General features: G+C 68.9%; 16 protein-coding genes and 1 tRNA gene. 6 read left to right on the top strand and 11 right to left on the bottom strand.

The window, feature by feature from the left end:
• Positions 1 to 400: 400 nt before the first annotated feature.
• On the top strand, positions 401 to 1,951 hold the full coding sequence (locus U4Z64_RS16690) for a DEAD/DEAH box helicase (protein WP_321802105.1): 1,551 nt from the start codon (positions 401 to 403) through the stop codon (positions 1,949 to 1,951).
• Positions 1,952 to 2,175: 224 nt separating this feature from the next.
• Here U4Z64_RS16690 and gluQRS read toward each other — a convergent pair whose 3' ends face one another.
• Together gluQRS and U4Z64_RS16680 are read right to left on the bottom strand one after the other, a co-directional pair.
• Positions 2,176 to 3,069, bottom strand: coding sequence for a tRNA glutamyl-Q(34) synthetase GluQRS (gene gluQRS, locus U4Z64_RS16685; protein ID WP_321820512.1), 894 nt, complete (start codon positions 3,067 to 3,069; stop codon positions 2,176 to 2,178).
• A 22-nt stretch (positions 3,070 to 3,091) separates the two neighbouring features.
• On the bottom strand, positions 3,092 to 3,946 hold the full coding sequence (locus U4Z64_RS16680) for a sulfurtransferase (protein ID WP_044844723.1): 855 nt from the start codon (positions 3,944 to 3,946) through the stop codon (positions 3,092 to 3,094).
• A 223-nt stretch (positions 3,947 to 4,169) separates the two neighbouring features.
• Here U4Z64_RS16680 and dnaE point away from each other — a divergent pair, with 223 nt between their 5' ends.
• The 3 genes from dnaE to U4Z64_RS16665 all read left to right on the top strand — a co-directional run bounded on the left by dnaE (position 4,170) and on the right by U4Z64_RS16665 (position 10,787).
• Complete coding sequence (gene dnaE / locus U4Z64_RS16675; protein WP_044844722.1) at positions 4,170 to 7,700, top strand: DNA polymerase III subunit alpha; 3,531 nt, start codon at positions 4,170 to 4,172, stop codon at positions 7,698 to 7,700.
• A gap of 323 nt (positions 7,701 to 8,023) precedes the next feature.
• Complete coding sequence (locus tag U4Z64_RS16670; protein WP_321820511.1) at positions 8,024 to 9,118, top strand: glycosyltransferase family 9 protein; 1,095 nt, start codon at positions 8,024 to 8,026, stop codon at positions 9,116 to 9,118.
• Between the two features lie 490 nt (positions 9,119 to 9,608).
• On the top strand, positions 9,609 to 10,787 hold the full coding sequence (locus U4Z64_RS16665; RefSeq protein ID WP_044844719.1) for a glycosyltransferase family 9 protein: 1,179 nt from the start codon (positions 9,609 to 9,611) through the stop codon (positions 10,785 to 10,787).
• 180 nt (positions 10,788 to 10,967) lie between these two features.
• Here U4Z64_RS16665 and U4Z64_RS16660 read toward each other — a convergent pair whose 3' ends face one another.
• The 3 genes from U4Z64_RS16660 to U4Z64_RS16650 all read right to left on the bottom strand — a co-directional run bounded on the left by U4Z64_RS16660 (position 10,968) and on the right by U4Z64_RS16650 (position 14,128).
• Entirely contained in the window at positions 10,968 to 12,248 is a 1,281-nt protein-coding gene (locus tag U4Z64_RS16660; RefSeq protein ID WP_321820510.1) for an O-antigen ligase family protein, read from the bottom strand.
• Between the two features lie 134 nt (positions 12,249 to 12,382).
• Positions 12,383 to 13,225 (bottom strand): glycosyltransferase family 2 protein, encoded by an 843-nt coding sequence (locus tag U4Z64_RS16655; protein ID WP_044844717.1) that lies wholly within the window; start codon positions 13,223 to 13,225, stop codon positions 12,383 to 12,385.
• A gap of 150 nt (positions 13,226 to 13,375) precedes the next feature.
• The gene (locus U4Z64_RS16650; RefSeq protein ID WP_124487204.1) at positions 13,376 to 14,128 is read right to left on the bottom strand and encodes a glycosyltransferase family 2 protein; all 753 of its coding nucleotides are present in this window, start codon (positions 14,126 to 14,128) and stop codon (positions 13,376 to 13,378) included.
• 223 nt (positions 14,129 to 14,351) lie between these two features.
• Here U4Z64_RS16650 and msbA point away from each other — a divergent pair, with 223 nt between their 5' ends.
• Positions 14,352 to 16,103, top strand: coding sequence for a lipid A export permease/ATP-binding protein MsbA (msbA, locus tag U4Z64_RS16645; protein ID WP_260426288.1), 1,752 nt, complete (start codon positions 14,352 to 14,354; stop codon positions 16,101 to 16,103).
• Positions 16,104 to 16,191: 88 nt separating this feature from the next.
• Positions 16,192 to 16,584 (top strand): RcnB family protein, encoded by a 393-nt coding sequence (locus U4Z64_RS16640; RefSeq protein WP_321802112.1) that lies wholly within the window; start codon positions 16,192 to 16,194, stop codon positions 16,582 to 16,584.
• An 85-nt stretch (positions 16,585 to 16,669) separates the two neighbouring features.
• On the opposite strand, the gene U4Z64_RS16635 is transcribed toward U4Z64_RS16640, so the two are convergent.
• From U4Z64_RS16635 to rng, 6 genes are all read right to left on the bottom strand, one after another.
• Positions 16,670 to 17,248, bottom strand: coding sequence for an FUSC family protein (locus U4Z64_RS16635; protein WP_044844713.1), 579 nt, complete (start codon positions 17,246 to 17,248; stop codon positions 16,670 to 16,672).
• A gap of 35 nt (positions 17,249 to 17,283) precedes the next feature.
• Positions 17,284 to 18,543: an MFS transporter gene (locus U4Z64_RS16630; RefSeq protein ID WP_321820509.1), complete on the bottom strand. Its 1,260-nt coding sequence runs from the start codon at positions 18,541 to 18,543 to the stop codon at positions 17,284 to 17,286.
• The gene (locus U4Z64_RS16625) at positions 18,540 to 19,505 is read right to left on the bottom strand and encodes a PRC-barrel domain-containing protein (RefSeq protein WP_321811004.1); all 966 of its coding nucleotides are present in this window, start codon (positions 19,503 to 19,505) and stop codon (positions 18,540 to 18,542) included. The genes U4Z64_RS16630 and U4Z64_RS16625 overlap by 4 nt, the downstream gene beginning before the upstream one ends.
• A 300-nt stretch (positions 19,506 to 19,805) precedes the next feature.
• Entirely contained in the window at positions 19,806 to 20,141 is a 336-nt protein-coding gene (locus tag U4Z64_RS16620) for a YggL family protein (RefSeq protein ID WP_044844709.1), read from the bottom strand.
• Positions 20,142 to 20,488: 347 nt separating this feature from the next.
• Positions 20,489 to 20,565 (bottom strand) — tRNA-Met (locus U4Z64_RS16615).
• A gap of 200 nt (positions 20,566 to 20,765) precedes the next feature.
• Positions 20,766 to 22,235 carry a ribonuclease G gene (rng, locus tag U4Z64_RS16610; RefSeq protein ID WP_321820508.1) on the bottom strand — a complete coding sequence of 490 codons (1,470 nt, stop codon included), beginning with the start codon at positions 22,233 to 22,235 and terminating at the stop codon, positions 20,766 to 20,768.
• Positions 22,236 to 22,238: the final 3 nt, after the last annotated feature.

Raw genomic sequence — 22,238 nt, 5'->3', positions numbered from 1 at the left:
GATCGATGCGGGCAGCCGGGTTCGACCTCGGACCGGAAGGTGGCGCCGGCGGCGCCCGGGCTCGCCGGCCGCCGGTTGATTCCTCGCGGCAGCTGCCCCGCGGCAGATGCGCGAGATTCGACCCCGTATTTCCGCCATCAGCCGATCGAGATAGCCCGATCGCACGACGCATCCGCCCCGCGCCGGCCTGCCGGCGCACGCCGCGAGTCGCCGCCGGGGCCGTTCGCGGCGTTGTCACGGACAGATTGCTGCGCAGTGCTACAATACGGCCCTTTCCGCCGGCATTCGCGCCGAACGGAGTCCGCACGGCCTGTGGCGCCCGCTGTTCGAATTGAACCGGTCCCGAGCGCCAGAGCGGCGCCGCGCGGCGCGCCGCGGCTCCGTCTACTTCCGAAATGTGATGAGCGCAGGCCCGGCCGGCCTGACGCACGAAGTCCCCGCCGCGCCTTTTGAGCGAAACGCCACCATGTCCGATTCTGTCGCCAAGCCAGTCGACGCAACCTTCGATCAATTCGGCCTTGCCGCCGATATCCTGAAAGCCATTGCGGAGCAGGGCTATACGACGCCGACGCCGATCCAGGCGCAGGCCATTCCGGTCGTGCTCGCCGGCCGCGACGTCATGGGCGCCGCGCAAACGGGCACCGGCAAGACCGCGAGTTTCTCGCTGCCGATCCTCCAGCGCCTGCTGCCGCAGGCCAACACGAGCGCATCGCCCGCGCGCCACCCGGTGCGCGCGCTGATCCTCACGCCGACCCGCGAGCTCGCCGACCAGGTCGCCGCGAACGTGCATGCATACGGCAAGCACACGCCGTTGCGCAGCGCGGTCGTGTTCGGCGGCGTCGACATGAACCCGCAGATGGCCGAGTTGCGCCGCGGCGTCGAGATCCTGATCGCGACGCCGGGCCGCCTGCTCGACCACGTGCAGCAGAAGACCGCGAACCTCGGGCAGGTGCAGATGCTCGTGCTCGACGAGGCCGACCGGATGCTCGACATGGGCTTCCTGCCGGACCTGCAGCGCATCCTGAACCTGCTGCCGAAGGAACGCCAGACGCTGCTGTTCTCGGCCACCTTCTCGCCGGAAATCAAGAAGCTCGCGTCGACCTACCTGCGCAACCCGCAGACGATCGAGGTCGCGCGCAGCAACTCGACCAATGCAAACGTCACGCAGATCGTCTACGACGTCGCCGAAGGCGACAAGCAGGCCGCCGTCGTGCAGCTGCTGCGCGATCGCGGGCTCAAGCAGGTGATCGTGTTCTGCAACAGCAAGATCGGCGCGAGCCGGCTGGCCCGCAACCTCGAGCGCGACGGCGTGGTCGCGTCGGCGATCCACGGCGACAAGACGCAGATCGAGCGGATGCAGGCCCTCGACGCGTTCAAGCGCGGCGAGATCGAGGCGCTGGTCGCGACCGACGTGGCCGCGCGCGGCCTCGACATCGCCGAACTGCCGGCCGTGATCAACTTCGACCTGCCGTTCAACGCGGAAGACTACGTGCACCGGATCGGCCGCACGGGCCGCGCGGGTGCGACGGGCGATGCGCTGTCGCTGTGCAGCCCGAACGAGCGCAAGCAGCTCGCCGATATCGAAAAACTGATCAAGCGTCCGCTCGAGGTGCAGACGCTCGCGCTCGACAAGCCGGCGCGCCATCGTCACGACGATCGTGGCGGCGAGCGCGGGGGCGATCGTAGTGAGCGCGGTGATCGCGGCGGCCGTCGCGATCGCGACGAGCATCGCGGCGCGTCGGGGCGTCGTCCGGGCGGGTCCGAGCGCGGCCACCACCGTCGTCACGAGGCGCCGGTCGACGACTTCTTCCTGAAGCCGTACGAACCGTCGGCGCCGGCGAAACAGCCGGAAGAGACCAAGTCCGCGCAGCAGCCCGAGAAGAAGGGGCCGAAGCGTCAGGTCGCCGCGCTGCTGGGCGGCTTCGGGATGCCGCGCAAGCCGTCGGCGTAAGCGGGCGGTTCAGGCGGTCGGTGCGGCGCGCGAGCGCTGCCGCGGAAACGGGTGCATGCGATGAGCATGTGCCCGTTTTTCATTGGGCGAGACGATTCGTGAAGGAGTGGGCGAGATGGGCGACGACTTGCCGCGTGGGGCTGCCATCACGCTTGCATGCGACCGGACTCGCCGCCGACGGACGCAGGAACGCGGTCGACACGAACGGGTGTCCCGCGAGCGCCTCAACCGGCGCGTGGCCCGAAGCGACGCGCCCACGCATCGGTCGCGGCCGTGTAGAACGCAGCCAGCGTATCGATCGACGGATCGCCATCGGCCCACAGGCCGAGATGCGCGGCGGCGGCGCGCAGCGCCGGCAGCGGATCGTCGCGCTCGAGCGCGATCGCGCCCGTCTGCTTGCTGAGCTTTTCGCCGTTCGCGTCGACGACGACGGGCACGTGCAGGTACGCCGGCGTCGGCACGCCGAGACAGCGCTGCAGGTAGATCTGGCGCGCGGTCGAGTCGAGCAGGTCGGCGCCGCGCACGACGTGCGTGATGCCCGCGTCGGCATCGTCGACCACGACCGCGAGCTGATACGCCCATTGGCCGTCGGCGCGCTTCAGCACGAAATCGCCGACCTCGGTCGCGAGGTTCTGCACTTGCGTGTGCTGCCAGCGGTCGTTGAACGTGACGAGCGCCGCGTCGCCGTCCGGCACGCGCAGCCGCCACGCGCGGGCGGGCTTGCCGTGCAGGCCGGTGCGGCAGGTGCCCGGGTAGGCGAGCGTCGTGTGGCGCTCGTGCGCGGCGCGCAGCGAATCGGCGATTTCCTTGCGCGTGCAGCCGCACGGATAGACGAGCCCCGCGGCGACGAGCCGTTCGAGCGCGGCCGCATAGTCGGCCTCGCGCGTGCTTTGCCACACGGGCGGTTCGTCGGGCGTCATGCCGAAATGCGCGAGCGTCGCGAGGATGTCGTCGGCGGCGCCGGGCACCGTGCGCGGGCCGTCGATGTCCTCGATGCGCACGAGCCATGCGCCGCCGTGTGCGCGCGCGTCGAGCCAACTCGCGAGCGCACCGACCAGCGAGCCGAAATGCAACGGGCCGGTGGGCGACGGCGCGAAGCGGCCGCGGTAGCCGTTCATCGGGACGCGGTGCGACGCGCGCTTACGCGGCGCTGGCTGCCTGCGCGCAGGCCGGGCACGACTTGCCGGGCACGTAGCTCGGCGCTTGCTGGGCTTCCGGCGTGACGACCGCGCGGCACGCGAAGCACGTGACGTTCTCGGTCGGCTGCAGTTGCGGGTTCAGCGCGGTGCGGTAGTCGAACACGAAGCAGTCGCCGTGATAGTGCGCGCCGCCGACTTCCTCGAAGTACTTCAGGATCCCGCCCTCGAGCTGGTACACGTTCTCGATGCCGATTTCCTTCATGTGGATCGCCGCCTTCTCGCAGCGGATGCCGCCGGTGCAGAACGACACGACCGTCTTGCCCTCGAGATCGGCGCGGTTCGCGTCGATCACTTCCGGGAACTCGCTGAACTTGTCGATCCGGTAGTCGAGCGCGTCGTCGAACGTGCCGACGTCCACTTCGAACGCGTTGCGCGTGTCGAGCATCACGACCGGGCGGCCGGCGTCGTCGTGGCCGCGGTCGAGCCACGCCTTCAGCGTGTGCGCGTCGACCGACGGCGCGCGACCGAGCTCCGGCTTGATCGCGGGCTTCTTCATCGTGATGATCTCGCGCTTCAGGCGCACGAGCATCCGGCGGAACGGCTGCGAGTCGGACAGGCTCTCCTTGAACTGCAGCGTCGCGAACTTGCCTTCGAACAGCGGATCGTGGCGGAGGTAGTCGATGAATGCGTCGGTCGCGTCGCGCGGGCCGGCGATGAACAGGTTGATGCCTTCCGGCGCGAGCAGGATCGTGCCGCGCAGGCCGAGTTCGTTGCAGCGGGCGGTGACGAGCGGGCGCCATTGCTCGGTCGCGTCGAGCGACACGAAGTGGTAGGCGGCGAGGTTGACGATGGTCATGATGGTCCGACGGGAAAACGGCCGCGACCGTGCGGCGGGCGCACGGTGGCCCCGCAAAAAAAGGGTGCGAAGCCGGGGCGGTGATTCGAAAACCCGTATTATCCCGCAAACTGCACGTCTGCCGGCACCCGGCCGTTCGGCCGGCGTCGCGCGCATCGGCCGAACGGCCGGGCGCGGGGATTTTTTGGGCAGCCTGCGCGGCGACGCGGCTACAATAACGCCCATGTCAGATCCCCGCTTCGTCCATCTTCGCGTTCACTCCGAATTCTCGATTGCCGACGGCATCGTGCGTCTCGACGACATCGTCAAGGCGGCGGCCGCGGACGGCCAGGGCGCGCTCGCCCTCACCGATCTCGGCAACGCGTTCGGCCTCGTCCGTTTCTACCAGGAAGCCCGCGGCAAGGGCATCAAGCCGATCGCCGGCTGCGACGTCTGGATCACCAATCCGGACGATCGCGACAAACCGTCGCGCCTGCTGCTGCTGGTGAAGGACAAGACCGGCTACCTGAACCTGTGCGAACTGCTGTCGAAGGCATGGCTCACGAACCAGTACCGCGGCCGCGCAGAGCTCGACGCGAGCTGGCTCGACGGCGAGCTGTCGCAAGGGCTGCTCGCGCTGTCGGGCGCGCAGCAGGGCGACATCGGGCTCGCGTTCGCGGCCGGTAACGAGGAGGCCGCGCGCCGGCACGCCGAGCGCTGGGCGAAAGTGTTCCCGGGCGGCTTCTACATCGAGCTGCAGCGTTACGGCCAGCCGGGCGCCGAGGCGTACATCCAGCAGGCCGCGACGCTCGCCGCGTCGCTGAAGCTGCCGGTCGTCGCGACGCATCCGACGCAGTTCATGACCGACGACGATTTCACCGCGCATGAAGCGCGCGTGTGCATCTCGGAAGGCGACATGCTCGCGAATCCGCGGCGCCAGAAGCGCTTCACGACCGATCAGTACTTCCGCACGCAGGACGAGATGGTCGCGCTGTTCGCCGACCTGCCGTCGGCGGTCGCGAACACGGTCGAGATCGCGAAGCGCTGCAACCTGAAGCTCGAACTCGGCAAGCCGAAGCTGCCGCTGTTCCCGACGCCGGACGGCATGTCGCTCGACGACTACCTCGTCCAGCTGTCGAAGGAGGGGCTCGAGAAGCGCCTCGAACAGCTGTATCCGGATGCGGCGGAGCGCGACGCGCAGCGCGACACGTACTACAAGCGGCTCGAATTCGAGTGCGGGACCATCACGAAGATGGGCTTCCCGGGCTACTTCCTGATCGTGGCCGACTTCATCAACTGGGCGAAGAACAACGGCGTGCCGGTCGGTCCGGGCCGCGGCTCGGGTGCCGGTTCGCTGGTCGCGTACGCGCTCGGCATTACCGATCTGGACCCGCTGCGCTACAACCTGCTGTTCGAGCGATTCCTGAATCCGGAACGCGTGTCGATGCCCGACTTCGACATCGACTTCTGCCAGCACGGCCGCGATCGCGTGATCCAGTACGTGAAGGAAAAATACGGCGCGGATGCCGTGTCGCAGATCGCCACCTTCGGCACGATGGCCGCGAAGGCGGCCGTGCGCGACATCGGCCGCGTGCTCGATCTCGGCTACATGTTCACCGACGGCGTCGCGAAGCTGATCCCGTTCAAGCCGGGCAAGCACGTGACCATCGCCGACGCGATGAAGGAAGAGCCGCAGCTGCAGGAGCGCTACGACCACGAGGACGAAGTGCACCAGCTGCTCGATCTCGCGCAGCGCGTCGAGGGCCTGACGCGTAACGTCGGGATGCACGCGGGCGGCGTGCTGATCGCGCCCGGCAAGCTGACCGACTTCTGCCCGCTGTACACGCAGGGCGACGACGGCGGCGTCGTCAGCCAGTACGACAAGGACGACGTCGAAGCCGTCGGCCTCGTGAAGTTCGACTTTCTGGGTCTCACGACGCTGACGATCCTCGACTGGGCCGAGCGCTACATTCGCCGCCTCGATGCGTCGAAGGCCGACTGGTCGCTCGCGCAGGTGCCGCTCGACGATCCGGCGTCGTTCCAGATCCTGAAGAAGGCCAATACGGTCGCCGTGTTCCAGCTGGAAAGCCGCGGGATGCAGGGCATGCTGAAGGATGCGCAGCCCGACCGCTTCGAGGACATCATCGCGCTCGTGTCGTTGTACCGTCCGGGCCCGATGGACCTGATCCCGAGCTTCTGCGCACGGAAGCACGGCCGCGAGAAGGTCGACTATCCGGATCCGCGCGTCGAACCCGTCCTGAAAGAGACCTACGGCATCATGGTCTATCAGGAGCAGGTGATGCAGATGGCGCAGATCATCGGCGGCTACTCGCTCGGCGGCGCCGACCTGCTGCGTCGCGCGATGGGCAAGAAGAAGCCCGAGGAGATGGCCAAGCACCGCGAGATCTTCGCCGAGGGTGCGGCGAAGAACGGCCTGACGCGCGAGAAGTCCGACGAGATCTTCGACTTGATGGAGAAGTTCGCGGGCTACGGCTTCAACAAGTCGCACGCGGCCGCCTATGCGCTGCTCGCGTATTACACCGCGTGGCTGAAGGCGCACCATCCGGCCGAATTCATGGCGGCCAACATGACGCTCGCGATGGACGACACCGACAAGGTGAAGATCCTGTACGACGACTGCGTCGTGAACAACCTCGCCGTGCTGCCGCCGGACATCAACGCATCGCATTACCGGTTCGAGCCGGTCGCCGAAGCCGACGGCAAGCGCTCGCGCACGATCCGCTACGGTCTCGGTGCGGTGAAGGGCAGCGGCCAGAACGCGATCGAGGAGATCCTGCGCGCCCGCGACGAAAAGCCGTTCACCGACCTGTTCGACTTCTGCGAGCGGATCGACCGGCGCGTCGTCAACCGCCGCACGGTCGAGGCGCTGATCCGCGCCGGCGCGTTCGATTCGCTGAACGCGAACCGCGCGCAGCTGATTGCGTCGGTGCCGCTCGCGATGGAAGCGGCCGACCAGGCCGAAGCGAACGCGATGCAGGCCGGGCTGTTCGACATGGGCGCCGAGTCGCCGCACGCGCATGCGCTCGTCGACGAACCCGCGTGGGACGACAAGCGCCGCCTGCAGGAAGAGAAGGGCGCACTCGGCTTCTACCTGTCCGGCCACCTGTTCGACGCGTATCGCGACGAAGTGCGCCGGTTCGTGCGGCAGAAGGTCGGCGACCTGAAGGAAGGGCGCGACAAGCTCGTCGCGGGCATCATCGCATCGCTGCGCACGCAGATGACCCAGCGCGGCAAGATGCTGATCGCGCTGCTCGACGACGGCTCGGGCCAGTGCGAGATCACGATCTTCAACGAGCAGTTCGAGGCGAACAAGGCGCTGTTCAAGGAAGACGAACTGCTGATCGTGCAGGGGCAGGCGCGCAACGATGCGTTCACCGGCGGCATCCGCTTCACGGCCGACACGGTGATGGATCTCGAACGCGCGCGTAGCCGCTACGCGCAGGCGGTGCGGCTCACGATGAACGGCAATGCGGATGCGGCGGCGCTGCGCCGCGTGCTCGAGCCGCACGTGTCGAAGGACGATTCGGCCGCGCCCGCGGTCGAGGTACCCGCGCCGCGCGGCGGCGGGCGCGACGGCGGGCGTCGCCCGCAGGCGCCGCTGCCGAACGGGCTCGCGGTCCAGGTTCACTACAGCAACGCGCGCGCGCAAGGGGAAATGCGTCTCGGCGACGCGTGGCGCGTGAAGCCGAGCGACACACTGCTCGCGGAGTTGCGCGCGACGTTCGACGGCAGCATCGTCGAAATCACGTACTGACGGTCCCCGCCGGACGGTCGTTGCCTGTGCGGCCCGTCGCATCGCCATCGTGCGGTGCGGCGGGCCGTTTTCATGTCGGCGGATGCTTGGGGCCGTCATCCGGACGCTATACAATCCGTCGCGCGACGCCGATACGGCGCCGGTTGCGGTCTGTCCGCCGGCCGGCGGCGACATCGCGCGCGCGAATCAGACGGGGACGGTTCCGCGCGGCACGCGATGCGTCGCGGTGCCGCGAGCGACCACGCGACGAAGCCGGCACGGTAAAGAACGCCAGGATGCCGGCTGGTGCGCGACGATAAAAAATCGACAGCATCACAACAACGATGGCCAACGGGAAACCGACGGGGCGGATCCTCGTGATCCGGATTGATTTTCTGGGCGACATGCTGTGCACGACCGCTTTTCTCGGCGCGCTGAAACAGCGCTGGCCGGGCAAGGAGCTGCACGTGGTCGCGAACCGCTACAACGCGGCCGCGCTGGCCGGCAACCCTGACGTGCACACGGTCCATACCTACGTGTACAGCCGTCAGTGCGAGCGCAACGACCGCCCCGGACGGATGCGCGCGTTCTTCGACCGGCTGCGGCTCGTGCGCCGGCTGCGCCGCCTGCGGTTCGACCTCGTGGTCGTGCCGAACGGCGGCATGCATCGCAGCAGCATCCGGTTCGCGCGGCAGCTCGGCGTGAAGGATTGCCGCTGGCACGATGCCGATTCCGAATTCGACGACCGCAAGCCCGACCATGTCGCGGCGCGGCCGATTTGCCATGAAGCGCTGTCGGGATTCCGGCTCGTGCCCGAACTCGGCCGCGCCGATCTCGACGGTCTCGCGTTGTCCGTGCACCCGGACCGCGCGCTGCAGGACACGTGGTATCGGCTGCTCGGGCCGCGCACGAAACCGCGCGTCGGGCTGTTCGTGTCGAACAAGGCGGCCGAGCGGCGCTGGCCGGCCGAGCGATGGCGCGACCTCGGCCGGCGGCTCGCACCGTTCGCCGACGTGATCGTGTTCCGCGATTCCGCCGTGTCGGCCGAGGCCGGCGCCGACCGCGATGCGTGGCGGGACGTCAACGCCCGGCATGTCGCGCCGTCGTCGGTCGTCGAACTGGTGGCCGCCGCGAGCCTGCTCGACGCGATCGTGTCGGCCGACAGCGCCCCCGTGCATCTCGCGTCGGCGCTCGGCGTGCCGGTCGCCGCGCTGTTCGAGGACCGCCCCGAGAAATACCGGCGCTGGCATCCGCTCGGCGTGCCGCACATGATCCTGCGGGCCGGCGCGACGGTCGACGCGATCGGCGTCGACGCGCTCGAGCGCGCGGTGCTTCATCTGTTGACGCAGGCCGGACAGCTCGACGACGCGATGGGGGGGGCGATGCCGCTCCCGGCCGCGACGCTCGCGGCACCCGCGGTCGGCGCGATCGTTTCGTAGCCCCCGGAAGGCCGGCGGGGCCTGCATTGCCGGCACCGCCATCGGACGCGCAAACGGGGCCACGCGGCGCGGCGGAGGCAGGCCCCGCCGTGCGTCGTTCCTGCCGTGTTGCCAACCGCCGGCGACCGGCGACCGGCCGCCGGCCGCCGCTCACCGCTCACCGCCCACCGCCCACCGCCCACCGCCAACCGCCAACCGCCAACCGCCCACCGCCCACCGCCCACCGCCCACCGCCCACCGCCCACCGCCCACCGCCCACCGCCCACCGCCCACCGCCCACCGCCAACCGCCAACCGCCAACCGCCAACCGCCAACCGCCAACCGCCAACCGCCAACCGCCAACCGCCAACCGCCAACCGCCAACCGCCAACCGCCAACCGCCAACCGCCAACCGCGGCACTTCGCCGACGCCGCACCCGACGCCACGCCACCGGCCGCAAAATCCTGTACATTGCGAGCCTTGTCCAGCCAGCTAGACGGAACGATCGCCGTGGCCCTGTTTTCTTCCGCCCGCCCGCCCCGAACCATCCTCGTCGCAGCCCCGCGCCGTATCGGCGACGTGCTGCTGACGACGCCGCTCGTGCGTTCGCTGAAGGCGCGCTGGCCCGATGCGCAGATCGACATGCTGGTGTTTCGCGGCACCGAGGGCGTGCTGGAGCACAACCCCGACGTGCGGCGCGTGATCGTCGTCGCGCAGCGCGCGGGGTTCCGCGAGCGGCTGCGCGATGCGCTGTCGATGTGGCGCCGCTACGATCTCGCATGCGCGGCACTGAGCTCCGACCGGCCGCGCTTCTATAGCTGGTTCGCCGGCCGCAAGCGCGTCGGCCTCGTCGATCCGAACCGCGTCACGTGGCTGACTCGAATGATGCTGAACGGCATCGCGATCAATCATCACGAGTCCGCGCATACGGTCGTCAGCACGCTCGCGCTCGCGCCGGTGATCGGCATCGAGCCGGTATCCGAGGTGGTCGCGCCGGGCATCGGCGACGATCCCGCGCGGCGCGCGCGTTTCGACGCGTGGCTCGCCGAATCGCCGGCGATCCGCGACGGCAAGCCGCTCGTCGTGCTGCATCCGTATCCGATGTTCCGCTACAAGCAATGGCGGCTCGAGGGCTGGGTCGAGATGATCGAATGGCTGCGCGCGCAGGGGTTTGCGATCGCGCTGTCGGGCGGCCCGGCCGATCGCGAGCGCGAGTACGCGGAGCAGGTCGCGGCCGAGGCGGGCGGCGACGTGCTGAACCTGGTCGGCCGCCTCACGTTCGGCGAAAGCGCGGAGCTGGTGCGGCGCGCGCGGCTGTTCATCGGGCCCGATACGGGCGCGACGCACGTTGCGGCCGCGACGGGCACCGACACGATCGCGCTGTTCGGTCCGTCCGATCCGGTGCGCTGGGGGCCGTGGCCGCAGCACTGGCCGGCGACCGAGAACCCGTGGGCGCTGCGCGGCTCCGCGCGGCACGGCAACGTATGGCTGCTGCAGGGCGAGGGCGATTGCGTGCCGTGCCGGCACGAAGGCTGCGAGCGCCATGTCGACAGCCACAGCGACTGTCTCGTCAATCTCGGCACGCAGCGCGTGAAGGCGGCGGCCGCCGAGATGCTCGGACTGAATCCGCCAGGCGCCGCCGGCGCGGTCGTCGACACGTCGCGACTGCACCGCGCGCGCCCGGACTGACGCGCGAAAGCCGTACGTTTCCTGATTCGAAAAGCGGGGGAGTGGCGACGCGTCGGCGCCGCGCGGCCGTGCTTCCGACAAGCGGCACGCATGCGCCGCCATTGAAGCCGTAGAAGCCGTAGAAGCGGAACCGGCGGCAGGCGGCAACGCGCGCCGCCCGCCGGCCCGCCGGATGATGCGTTACGCGCTGCGCCGGATCGCCGACGTTTCGCGCGGCAGCGCTTCCGTGCGCGTGCCGCAGCCGAGCAGGATCCCGGCGAGCAGCACCAGCAGGTGACCTTCGGCGAAATCGAGCAGCAGCGAATTCGCAAGGCTGCCGATCGCGAAGATCGCGAGCCACGCGAGCAGCACATGCCGCGAGCGCGGGTCGAGCGCGCGGCTGCCGCGCGCGATCTGCACGATCAGGTTCACGAACAGCAATACGCCGAGCGTGCCGAGCTGCACGGCCATCAGCAGGTATTCGTTATGCGGATTCGACGTGAGCTGGCCTTCGGCAGCCGTCTTGCCGGCCGTGAGCTTCTCGAACTCGAACTCGAGGCCGCCGGCGCCGTAGCCGATCACCGGGCGCTGGCGATACAGTTCGAGCCCCTTCTTGTACCACTCGAGACGCAGCCCGGTCGACGTGACCGCATCGGTCTGCCGATACTGCTGCACTTCCGACACGACCTTCACGAGCCGGCCGTCGTGCACCGTGCACGCGGCGACGACGAGCGCGACGCCGGCCAGGACCAGCGCCCCGGCGGCGAGCCCCGCGCGCAGCGCCGACTGGCGGCGCTGCAGCAGCACGAAGCGCACCGCGACGACAAGGATCAGCAGCAGCGCGATGACCTGCCCGGTGCGTCCCTGCAGCATCACGAACACGTTGATCAGCGACCATGCGGCCACGGCGGCATACGCGGCACGCGACAGCGCGGTGCGGGCCGACAGCGCGAGGTCGGCCGCCTGGTAGAACAGCAGCGCGCCGAACATGCCGGCCGCGATGTGGTTCTTGAACACCCAGGCGCGCGACAGCGGCAGTTCGCTCGAATGCGCGGGCCCGATCGCGGTCAGCCCGAGATAGTTGGTGGTCGACAGCAGCAGGATCACGCACAGCGTGCCGAACCAGGCGCGCCGCACGATCGGCGCCCAGTTCGAATGGCGGAAGGCCAGCACGGCAAACGGCAGCAGCAACAGCTTGTCGTACTTGGCGACCCAGTTCCACGCCTTCGGGTGCGGCGCGACCGTATAGGTGACGCTCGCGGCCAGTGCCGCGAGGATCAGGAGCGCCGCGAGCGACGCCGGTTCGGTGACGAACGTACGCAGGTCGCGCCAGAATTCGGGGGAGATGACGAGCGCGGCCGCGAACAGCCCGCAGAACACGTTGGTCAGCGCGGTCGAGACGGGCACCATGCAGAGCGCGACGACGGCGAAGGCGCGGGCGGCGGTCAGGCGCCGCGAGGCGGGAGCGGAAAACGAAAGCATCGGAACCTGTCGAATGGACGAATGCGGCATGCGGGCACCGTGCTGCGCGCCGCGCGTCCCGGCGGCACCGCGCGGGACGAAGCGCGCAGTATACGCGAAGCCGCGGGCGTTTCCGTGCCGTTTCCGGGGTCGGGTCAGCTGAACGCGCGCTTGATCCGCGAGCGCAGCAGCGCACGCTTCAGGCGGCCTTCGACGGCCGGCGTGTCGAGCGCGACACGCGCGCCGGCCGGTTCGCCGCGATGCAGGTAATAGCGGTCGAACGTGGCCTGCGTCATGCCCCATTTGTTGAGGAACTGGCGGCGGCCGTCGTTCTTGACGATCTTGCCGGTGCTCTTCTGCTGGAAGTGATAGACGAGGCTGTCGCCCACGCCGAGGAAGATCCGGCAGCCGGCGTCCCAGAATTTCATCGAGAAGTCGTTGTCGCTGCTCATCCCCGGCGACAGTTCGCTGCTGTAGCCGCCGATGCGGTTCCACCAGTCGCGGTGCACGAGCGTCGGCGGCCAGGTCGAGCCGAGCCAGTCCGCGCGCGCGAGCCGTGGCGTGGCCGCGACGAGGCCGGCCGCGTCGAACTGTTCGGCGTCACGGCCGAAGTTGCTGACGACGACGCACGGGTTGCGCGTGTCGACCGGCTCGACCATCGTGCCGGACAGCATGAACAGGTCGGTCGGCATCTGCTCGATGCGCCGCACGAGCGCCGCGTCCCAGCCCGGGCAGCAGTACATATCGTCGTTCATGTAGACGACGTAGTCGCGCGTCGCGCGGGCGGCGGCCAGGTTCACCGCGTGGCAGATGCCGATGTTGGCCGGCGACGCGGTGTGCTCGATGCCTTCGCTGCGCACCCAGTCGAGCGTGCCGTCCGCGCCGTCGTTCACGTGCACGATGATCTGGTGGTCGTACGCCGAATGACGGCGCAGGCTGTCGACGACGAGCTTGAGGTACGGCAGGTTGTTCCAGGTCGGGATGATGATGGAGAACATGGCGGTCGGATTCGGTGGTCGTCGTATCGGCGGCGCGCAGCGCTGCGCTGCGCCGTGCTCGGGCGCGCATGGCGCGCGGGCAGCCCGGCATTGTAACGCCGGGCCGGCCGCATGCCGGCGGCGTCAGGGTGGCGGCAGGGCGGGGCGCGCTCAGCGGGCCGCCTCGTGGCCGAGCTTCAGGAACCGGTAGTAGACGGTTTCCGCGTTGAACACGGCGATCATGAAGCCCGCGCGGCCGTCGAGAAACCCGCGCCGCAGCACGTAGGTCCGCACGAACGCCCACGCGCCGCGCGCGAGCGCCTTGCCGAAGCCGCCGCGCTGGCCGGCCGCGCGGCGCTGGCGCGCGCCGGCCGTCGAATACGCATCGAGCTTGCGCACGACGGTTTCGAAATCCTCGTACGAATAGTGCATCAGCTTGCCCGGCAGCCGCTGCGCGGGGGTGTCGAAGACGAGCCGCTCGTGCACCAGGTCGTCGGAGAAGCGGGCGGTGCCGCGCCGGAACAGGCGCGGCACCCAGTCCGGATACCAGCCGCTGTGGCGGATCCACTGGCCGCAGAAGCTCGACAGCCGGTCGAGCGCGTAGACCTGCGCGGCCGGTGTGCGGATGGCCGCGCGGATCGACTGTGCGAGTTCCGGGCTGACGACCTCGTCGGTGTCGAGCGACAGGATCCAGTCGGTGTCGAGCGCGTCGAGCGCGCGGTTCTTCTGCGGGCCGAAGCCCGGCCAGTCGCGCTCGACGATCACGCGGGCGCCGTGCGCGCGGGCGATCTCGACCGTATCGTCGGTGCTGCCGCCGTCGATCACGACGACGTCGTCGGCGAAGGTCAGCGCGTCGAGGCACTGCGCGAGCCGCGCGGCCGCGTTGAGGGCGATGAGGGCGACGCCGAGGGTGGGTTCTGCCATGAAATCGTCGAAAAGGCGGAGAAAACGGTGAGCGGCAGTATACCCGCGCGCAGGCAGCCGGCCGCTTCGGCGACGGCCATGCCGGCGGGGGCGGTCCAGCTATAATGTTGGGCCTTTTTCGGCACCCGCCGGACGGGGCGAATCCCGGGCAGTCACGCCCCGGGCGCCGCGTCGCGGCTCAAGAAGGATTGCCTTGGAAACCCAGAACACTCTTCGCAAACCGATGGACGGCACCGGTACCTCGCCGCTCACGGTCCTCAAGCGCCTGTGGCCGTACATCCGGCCGCTCATCGGCATCGTGCTGCTCGCCGTGATGACGATGGGCGTCGTCGCGGCCACGGAAGCCGGGATCCCGGCGCTGCTCAAGCCGCTGCTCGACCACGGCTTCGGCTCGCACGGCAGCGACAGCGCGAAATGGTACGTGCCGATCGCGGTGATCGGCCTCGCGCTCGTGCGCGGCGTGTCGCAGTACACGTCGAATTACCTGCTCAACTACGTATCGAACCGCATCCTGCTGCAACTGCGGCTCGAGATGTTCCAGCGGATGCTCCACACAGGCGCGTCGTTCTTCCAGCGCGAGACCGCGAGCACGGTGATCAACGCGATCGTGTTCGAGGTCAACCAGATCCTGTCGGTGCTGACCGGCGTGATGGTCACGCTCGTGCGCGACTCGCTGACCGTGGTGTTCCTGCTCGGCTACCTGTTCTACCTGAACTGGCGGCTCACGCTGATCGTCGCGGTGATCCTGCCGGGCATCGGCTGGCTCGTCAGCAAGATCAACCGCCGCCTGCGCCGCCTGAACCGCGAGCACCAGACGCTGACCAACGAGTTGTCGTACATCGTCGAGGAGACGGTCGGCGGCTACAAGGTCGTCAAGGTGCACAACGGCGAAGCATACGAGATGGACCGCTTCACGACGATGAGCAAGCGCCTGCGCGGCTACGCGATGCGCATGACGATCTCGGGCGGGCTCGCGCAGCCGCTCACGCAGTTCCTCGCGTCGATCGCGCTCGCGGTCGTGATCACGATCGCGGTCGTGCAGTCGACCAACGACCAGACGACGGTCGGCGGTTTCGTCGCGTTCGTCACGTCGATGCTGCTGGTGATTTCGCCGCTCAAGCACCTGATCGACGTCAACCAGCCGCTGCAGCGCGGGATGACGGCCGCCGAGCTGATCTTCGGGCTGATCGACGAGCCCGCCGAGCCGCAGGGCGGCGGCCGGGCGCTCGCGCACGCGCGCGGCGAGATCGAATTCCGCGACGTGTCGTTCGACTACGGCGCCTCCGAGCGGCCGACGCTCGACCGCATTTCGTTCAAGGTCGCGCCGGGCGAGATGATCGCGCTCGCGGGGCCGTCCGGCAGCGGCAAGACGACCCTCGTGAACCTGCTGCCGCGCTTCTTCGATCCGACGGGCGGCGCGATCCTGGTCGACGGCGTGCCGGTGGCCGACTACGACATCCACGCGCTGCGCGGCCAGATGGCGATGGTCAGCCAGGACGTCGTGCTGTTCAACGACACGATCGCCGCGAACGTCGCGTACGGGCAGACGCCCGACCGCGCACGCGTGCAGGCGGCGCTCGAGGCCGCGAACCTCGCCGACGCGGTCGCCGCGATGCCCGACGGGCTCGACACGCTGGTCGGCGGCAACGGGATGCGACTGTCGGGCGGTCAACGGCAGCGGCTCGCGATCGCGCGCGCGATCTACAAGGACGCGCCGATCCTGATCCTCGACGAGGCGACTTCCGCGCTCGATTCGGAATCCGAGCGTCACGTGCAGGCCGCGCTCGAGCGGCTGATGGAAGGGCGCACGACGCTCGTGATCGCGCACCGGCTGTCGACGATCGAGCGCGCGGACCGGATCCTCGTGCTCGAAGCCGGCAAGATCGTCGAAGAGGGCAGCCACGAAGAACTCCTGCGCCACGGCGGGCTGTACGCGCACCTGCACCGGATCCAGTACCAGCAGCAGGCGGCGTGACACAAAGTCGGGTCGCACCCGTGTGCTAGTCTTGTTCGGGCAAGTCCAGTTATTTCCGGTTCGACGTGACAACACGGAGGGAAGGACGATGAGGAAGATGCACGGGATGATGCTGGCCGCGCTGGTTGCGGCGGGTTTCGCCGCGCCGGTCGCGATGGCGCAGGGGCACGGCAACGACGACAACCACGGTGACCACGGCAATCACGGCATGCACCGCGGCCACGGCCCGAAGCACATGCCGCCCGGCCAGGCGATGCATCGCGACGACGACGTACCGCCGCGCTGGGCCGACCAGCCGCGCCGCGACTGGCACAAGGGCGACCGGCTCCCGGACGAATTCCGCGATCGCCAGTACGTGGTCGACGACTGGCGCGGCTATCGGCTGAGCCCGCCGCCGCGCGGCTATCACTGGGTCGGCGTCGGCGGCGACTATCTGCTCGTGCAGATCGGCTCGGGCATCGTGCTGCGGGTCGGTCCATAACACCTGCCATACCCGCCACACCTGCCACACCTGCCGCCGCTCATCGCTTCATCCGGCTGCCGGGGCATGCGTCCCGGCAGCCGCGTCACTTGTCCTGGTCCGACTTCGCCGCCCGGCGGAACCAGCGTCGCTCGATCCGCGACATTGCCCAGCACACCGCCAGCGCGCAGACGGTGCCGAGCGCGACTTCCCCGAGCCGCATCAGCGGAATGTCCCACAGCGGGCCGTTACCCGGAAACAGCAGCACGATCGTCGCGGTGACGCCGCCGAGCCGCGCCGCGCTGCCGACGTTCAGGCACCAGCAGCCGACGATCGTGATCGCGACCGCGATCGCATAGGCGACGAGGCGATCGCCGCCGAGCGCGGCCCCCGCGAAGCCGACCACGCCGCCGATCATCGCGCCGATGAACTGGTCGCGCGACAGCGACATCGTGTCCGAATAGTTGTGCTGCGTGACGGCGATCGCGGTGATCGCCGCCCACACGGCCTGCTCGGTGTGCAACGCGCGGCCGATTGCGTACGCGAGGCACGCGCCACACACGGCCTGCAGCGCCATCAGCGCGCCTTGCGTGAGGCGTTCGCCGAAAGTCAGCCCCTTGAACAGATCGAAGATCGACTGCTGGATCTGCTGGCGGGCTTCGTTGAGGGTCCTGATCGTATCCATCGTGTCGGCCAAGAAGCGGGGCGGCGGTGCGTGTGTCAGTGCGCCTGTTCGGACGAGGCGGCGGCCGGCGTGCCCTCGGGTGCGTCGCCGTTCTCGACGCGCGTTTCGGGCATCGCGAGCCAGACGAGCAGGACCGCGAGCGCGCCGGCAGCGGCGAGCCCGAAGAAGCTGATCGCGTTGCCGAAGTGATCGGCGACATAGCCGGCCACGGCCGTGCTGAGCGTCGCGCCGATCCCGGCCGCGAGCCCGAACAGCCCGATGCACAGGTTGTAGCGGCCCTTGCCGCCCGCGACGTCGGCCGCGATCAGCGGCAGCATCACGCCGAACACGGCCGCGCTGATGCCGTCGAGCATCTGCACCGGCACGAGCAGGTACGGGCTGCTCACGCCGGCGAACAGCAGCGCGCGCACCGGCAGCGCGGAGAAGCCGAGCAGCAGGATCGGCCGGCGTCCCCAGCGTTGCGAGGAACGGCCGACCCACGGCGACAGCATCGCGACGATCGCCTGCGGCACGATGATGCACGCGGCGATCACGAGCTGCACGTTCTCGCCCATCCCGGCCGTCACTTCGCCGGCCGCGAGGTTGAGCATCGCCGCGTTCGACAGGTGGAACAGCACGACGCACGCCGCGAAGATCAGCATCCGGCGATCGCGCAGCAGTTCAAGCAGCGTCTCGCGGTGCTCGCCTTCGTCGTGATCGTCGGGTTTCGACGAATGCGGGATCACTTCGTGCGTCGGCTGGATCATCGCGAGCGCGAACAGCGCGGGCAACGCCAGCACGGCGGTCAGCCAGAACACCGCGCGCGCGGAGAAATACTCGCCGGTGAGCCCCATCAGGCCCGCCGCGACCGCGCTGCCGATCGACGCCCAGCGTGCGTTGCGGCCGAGCCGGTCGCCGAGATCGGCACGGCCGACCAGCGAGAACGAGATCGCGGCCATCGCCGGCACGAGCATGCAGCTCGCGAAGCCGTGGAACACTTCGGCCGCGATCACCGGCACGATCGTCGGGCTCGACGCGAGCAGCACCGCGGACAGGATGATGGCCGCGATCGCCCACGCGGCCGCGCCTTTCTTGTTCTTCAGCGCATCGACGGCCGCGCCGCCCGGCACCTGGCTGACCATCGCGCTGATCGTGCCGATCGACAGCACCATGCCGATCTCGCCCTGCGTCCACTTGTGCGACGCGAGGTAGGACGCGATGAACGGACCGAACCCGGTTTGAACGTTTGCAACGAAAAAGTTGAGCCAGTCGAGGGACCGCAGACTGCGCACGCTGACGGAATGCTTGATCGTCATCGGGTGGCACTCGCAGACGAAGCCGGCACCGGTGCCGGGGCAACGGGCGGGAAGACCGCGACGATCGGCTTGTCGGCCGCGTAGGGCGGCGACGCCTTGATCTGCGCATCGTTCAGGTCGAGCTGCGGATGCAGCGCCTTGTCGCGCGTGACGAAGCGCAGCGCGCCCCAGCTCGCGGCGATCGAGCGGCGGTCGGTGTTGACGAGCCCGCCGAGGTCGAGCACGACCGCCTGCGGCTGCGCGGCGCGGTCGATCAGCACGTCGACGATGCGGCCGATCTTCGTGCCGTTCGGGCGCTCGACATCGCTGTCGAGCATCGGCAGTCGCGTCGCGGGTGACGCCGCGGCCGAACCGGACAGCGGCACGGCCTTCGGCCGCGCGGCCGGGGGCAGGTCGCCCGACGGCACGTCGAGCACGATCGGCTCCTGTTTGCCGCCCGGCGTGAAGCGGAACACGTTCCACGGGAAGATGACCTTGCGGTCGCCGACGCCCATGAAGCCCTGCAGGTTGACGATCATCTCGCGCGGCTTGCCGCTCGCGTCGGCCACCATGTCGACCGCGCGGCCGATCACTTTGCCGTTGCGGCGCGCGACCTCGCTGTCGAGCAGCGCATGGATCTGCGTGCGGTCGAGCGGGCGCGTCGCGACGATCGGGGCGGGAGGTGGTGGCGGAGGCGTCGGTGTTTCGGGGCGCTGCACGGGTTTCGGCCGCGTCACTTCGCGGTGCGGTTTCTTCGGTGCTTCCGGCGCTTCCGGCTGCGTCGGCGCCGGCACGGGCGGCATCGTCAGCGGTTCGCCGGCGGTTTCCTCGACGGGCTCGACGAGCGCCTCGCTGATCGGCGCGGGCGGATTCTGCGTCGGCAGCAGCCCGCAGCCGGACAGCAGCGCGGCGGCGAGAACGAGGAAGACCGTCGAGGACGGGAACGACATGCGGGATGCGGGAAACGGAAATCCGCCGCTCATTGACACTCACTCCATGGGTCGGGGGCCGGGCCCGGAGGCGCGCGGCTGGCGATGGATGGCGGGTGCGGGCGGCGCACCACGCGAGGTGAGAGTTTAACGTGTCTTCCTTTCAGGGCCGATTTCGATGGCTTGCTGGAGGCGGACTGTCGGGGAAAGGTAGGGATCGGCGGCCGTCGCGTCGCAGTCGGGCGACGGGGAAGGCCGGCGGATGAGGGGCGGCTCACACGGGTGCCGCCCCGGCCCGCCGCCGTCATGGCGGGCAGGCGCGGGCGCTGCATGAAGCAGGGAGAAAACGGAGCGTCAGGCGTCCGGATACCACGCGTCGGTGAATTCGCTGACCCGGACGTCGGTCAGCTCCGGACGTGCGGCCAGCCACGCCCGCACGTTCTCGCGGTCGGCGTCGGTGGTCGTGCCGCGCGGCGCGCCGGAGATCACGTAGGCGCCGATCCCTTCGTCAGCGGAGGCGACGGTCAGCAGCCCGTTCGCTTCGACGAAATCGATGAACGCATCGATCAGCTGGCCACGCTCGAGGTCGGACAACTCGTTGCGGTATTGCGCGGCCGCGTTGAACGCGAGTTCCTGGAACTCGGCGATGTGGAGTTTCTTGCGCTGGCGGCGGTTGTGGCGTTGGCTCATGGTATGTGGTGAGTGAATGTGAGGTGGGAAAGGATAGCGCGGCGGCCGCTGCGGGCACTGTCCCGACGTGCCACGCGGTCCGGCCGGTCGCGAAAGGGGCGAGCGTTGCGTCGTCGCGATATCGTGCTGTCGCGCGGCCGATCAGAAAACCATCGTTGAACAATCGATCGACTTGGCTTTCGCGGTGCGGCTCGGCCGGCGGCTGATTGCACGCGTGACCGAATGATACAGGGATGGCGAGCCTCTTCGGCTTTGCCAGGGCCGGCGGCTTCGAGTCGAGCGATACGAACCAGCGAATCGGCGAAATGCAAAAAGCCCGCTTGCTGTCGCAAAGCGGGCTTCGATGTTGGTTGCGGGGATAGGATTTGAACCTATGACCTTCGGGTTATGAGCCCGACGAGCTGCCAGACTGCTCCACCCCGCGGCGCGAATTATAGTGATACTGCTGCGGTGCGTCAAACGCTTAGTGACCAAAGTTGAAATCAAGCGGCCGTGCTTCGCTCGCCAGCGGGCGCTTACGTTGCCCGAGCCCTCGAAGCTCGGCGTGCCAACTGATATTTTTGCTCGATGCCCGCGGCAAGGGTCGGGGGCGATCTTCCGATTCGGAGATCGCCGCGCATGACCTTACATCAGCACGATGTCGTATTGCTCCTGGCTCAGGTTCGACTCGACCTGCAGCGACACCGGCTTGCCGATGAAGTCGATCAGCATCGCGAGATGCTGCGACTCCTCGTCGAGGAACAGGTCGATCACCTGTTGCGCGGCGATCACGCGGAATTCGCGCGGATTGAACTGGCGCGACTCGCGCAGGATCTCGCGCAGGATGTCGTAGCACACGGTGCGCGACGTCTTCACCTGGCCCTTGCCCTGGCAGGTCGGGCACGGCTCGCACAGCACGTGCGCGAGCGATTCGCGCGTGCGCTTGCGCGTCATCTCGACGAGCCCGAGCTGCGAGAAGCCGTTGACCGTCACGCGCGTGCGGTCGCGCGACAGCGCCTTCTTCAACTCGGACAGCACCGCGTCGCGATGCTCGGCGTTCTCCATGTCGATGAAGTCGATGATGATGATCCCGCCGAGGTTGCGCAGCCGCAGCTGCCGCGCGATCGTATGCGCGGCCTCGAGGTTGGTCTTGAAGATCGTGTCGTCGAAGTTGCGCGCGCCGACGTAGCCGCCGGTGTTCACGTCGATCGTCGTCATCGCCTCGGTCTGGTCGATCATCAAGTAGCCGCCCGACTTCAGGTCGACGCGGCGCGACAGCGCGCGCTGGATCTCCGTCTCGATGTTGTACAGGTCGAACAGCGGCCGCTCGCCGGTATAGTGATGCAGCTTCGGGCTCACCGCCGGCGTGAATTCGTTCGCGAATTCCGCGAGGCGCTGGTACGTCTCGCGCGAATCGACCTGGATGCGCGTCGTGTCGTCGTTCGCGAAATCGCGCAGCACGCGCTGCGCGAGATCGAGATCCTGGTACAGCAGGCTCGTCGCCGGCAGCCGCTGCGCCTGGGCCACGATGGTCGTCCAGGTCTTGCGCAGGTAGGCGACGTCGCCGGCCAGTTCGTCGGAGGTTGCGTCCTCGGCGATCGTGCGCACGATGTAGCCGCCTTTCTCGTCCGGCGGGATCACGGCGGTCAGCCGCGCACGCACGGCCTCGCGCTCGGCCTCGCTCTCGATCTTCTGCGAGATGCCGATGTGCGGCTCCTGCGGCAGGTAGACGAGCGTGCGGCCCGCGATGCTGACCTGCGTCGACAGTCGGGCGCCCTTCGTGCCGATCGGATCCTTGATCACCTGGACCATCAGCGTCTGGCCTTCGAACACGGTCTTCTCGATCGGCTGGTGCGGCACGCCCGACTGCGGCTCGCCCGCGAGGCGCGGATGCCAGATGTCGGCGACGTGCAGGAACGCCGCGCGCTCGAGACCGATGTCGATGAACGCCGACTGCATGCCGGGCAGCACGCGCACGACCTTGCCGAGGTAGATGTTGCCGACCCGCCCGCGCGACAGCGTGCGCTCGACGTGAAGCTCCTGCACCGCGCCTTGCTGGACGAGTGCGACCCGCGTTTCCTGCGGCGTGAGGTTGATCAGGATTTCTTCGTTCATGGT

Origin of the sequence: Burkholderia sp. BCC1996 (assembly GCF_905339955.1) — a bacterium.
GTDB lineage: Bacteria > Pseudomonadota > Gammaproteobacteria > Burkholderiales > Burkholderiaceae > Burkholderia.
The sequence above is the reverse complement of the archived record's forward strand: the minus strand, read 5'-3'. Positions and strand labels throughout refer to the sequence as shown.

Bases quoted from the DNA above. Each gene is read 5' to 3' on its own strand.
- U4Z64_RS16690 (WP_321802105.1), top strand. From the start codon at position 401: ATGAGCGCAGGCCCGGCCGGCCTGACGCACGAAGTCCCCGCCGCGCCT.
- U4Z64_RS16630 (WP_321820509.1), bottom strand. From the start codon at position 18,543: ATGACGATCAAGCATTCCGTCAGCGTGCGCAGTCTGCGGTCCCTCGAC.
- U4Z64_RS16655 (WP_044844717.1), bottom strand. From the start codon at position 13,225: ATGTTCTCCATCATCATCCCGACCTGGAACAACCTGCCGTACCTCAAG.
- U4Z64_RS16680 (WP_044844723.1), bottom strand. From the start codon at position 3,946: ATGACCATCGTCAACCTCGCCGCCTACCACTTCGTGTCGCTCGACGCG.
- U4Z64_RS16650 (WP_124487204.1), bottom strand. From the start codon at position 14,128: ATGGCAGAACCCACCCTCGGCGTCGCCCTCATCGCCCTCAACGCGGCC.
- U4Z64_RS16625 (WP_321811004.1), bottom strand. From the start codon at position 19,505: ATGAGCGGCGGATTTCCGTTTCCCGCATCCCGCATGTCGTTCCCGTCC.
- U4Z64_RS16620 (WP_044844709.1), bottom strand. From the start codon at position 20,141: ATGAGCCAACGCCACAACCGCCGCCAGCGCAAGAAACTCCACATCGCC.
- msbA (WP_260426288.1), top strand. From the start codon at position 14,352: ATGGACGGCACCGGTACCTCGCCGCTCACGGTCCTCAAGCGCCTGTGG.
- U4Z64_RS16670 (WP_321820511.1), top strand. From the start codon at position 8,024: ATGGCCAACGGGAAACCGACGGGGCGGATCCTCGTGATCCGGATTGAT.
- U4Z64_RS16640 (WP_321802112.1), top strand. From the start codon at position 16,192: ATGAGGAAGATGCACGGGATGATGCTGGCCGCGCTGGTTGCGGCGGGT.
- U4Z64_RS16635 (WP_044844713.1), bottom strand. From the start codon at position 17,248: ATGGATACGATCAGGACCCTCAACGAAGCCCGCCAGCAGATCCAGCAG.
- rng (WP_321820508.1), bottom strand. From the start codon at position 22,235: ATGAACGAAGAAATCCTGATCAACCTCACGCCGCAGGAAACGCGGGTC.
- U4Z64_RS16660 (WP_321820510.1), bottom strand. From the start codon at position 12,248: ATGCTTTCGTTTTCCGCTCCCGCCTCGCGGCGCCTGACCGCCGCCCGC.
- dnaE (WP_044844722.1), top strand. From the start codon at position 4,170: ATGTCAGATCCCCGCTTCGTCCATCTTCGCGTTCACTCCGAATTCTCG.
- gluQRS (WP_321820512.1), bottom strand. From the start codon at position 3,069: ATGAACGGCTACCGCGGCCGCTTCGCGCCGTCGCCCACCGGCCCGTTG.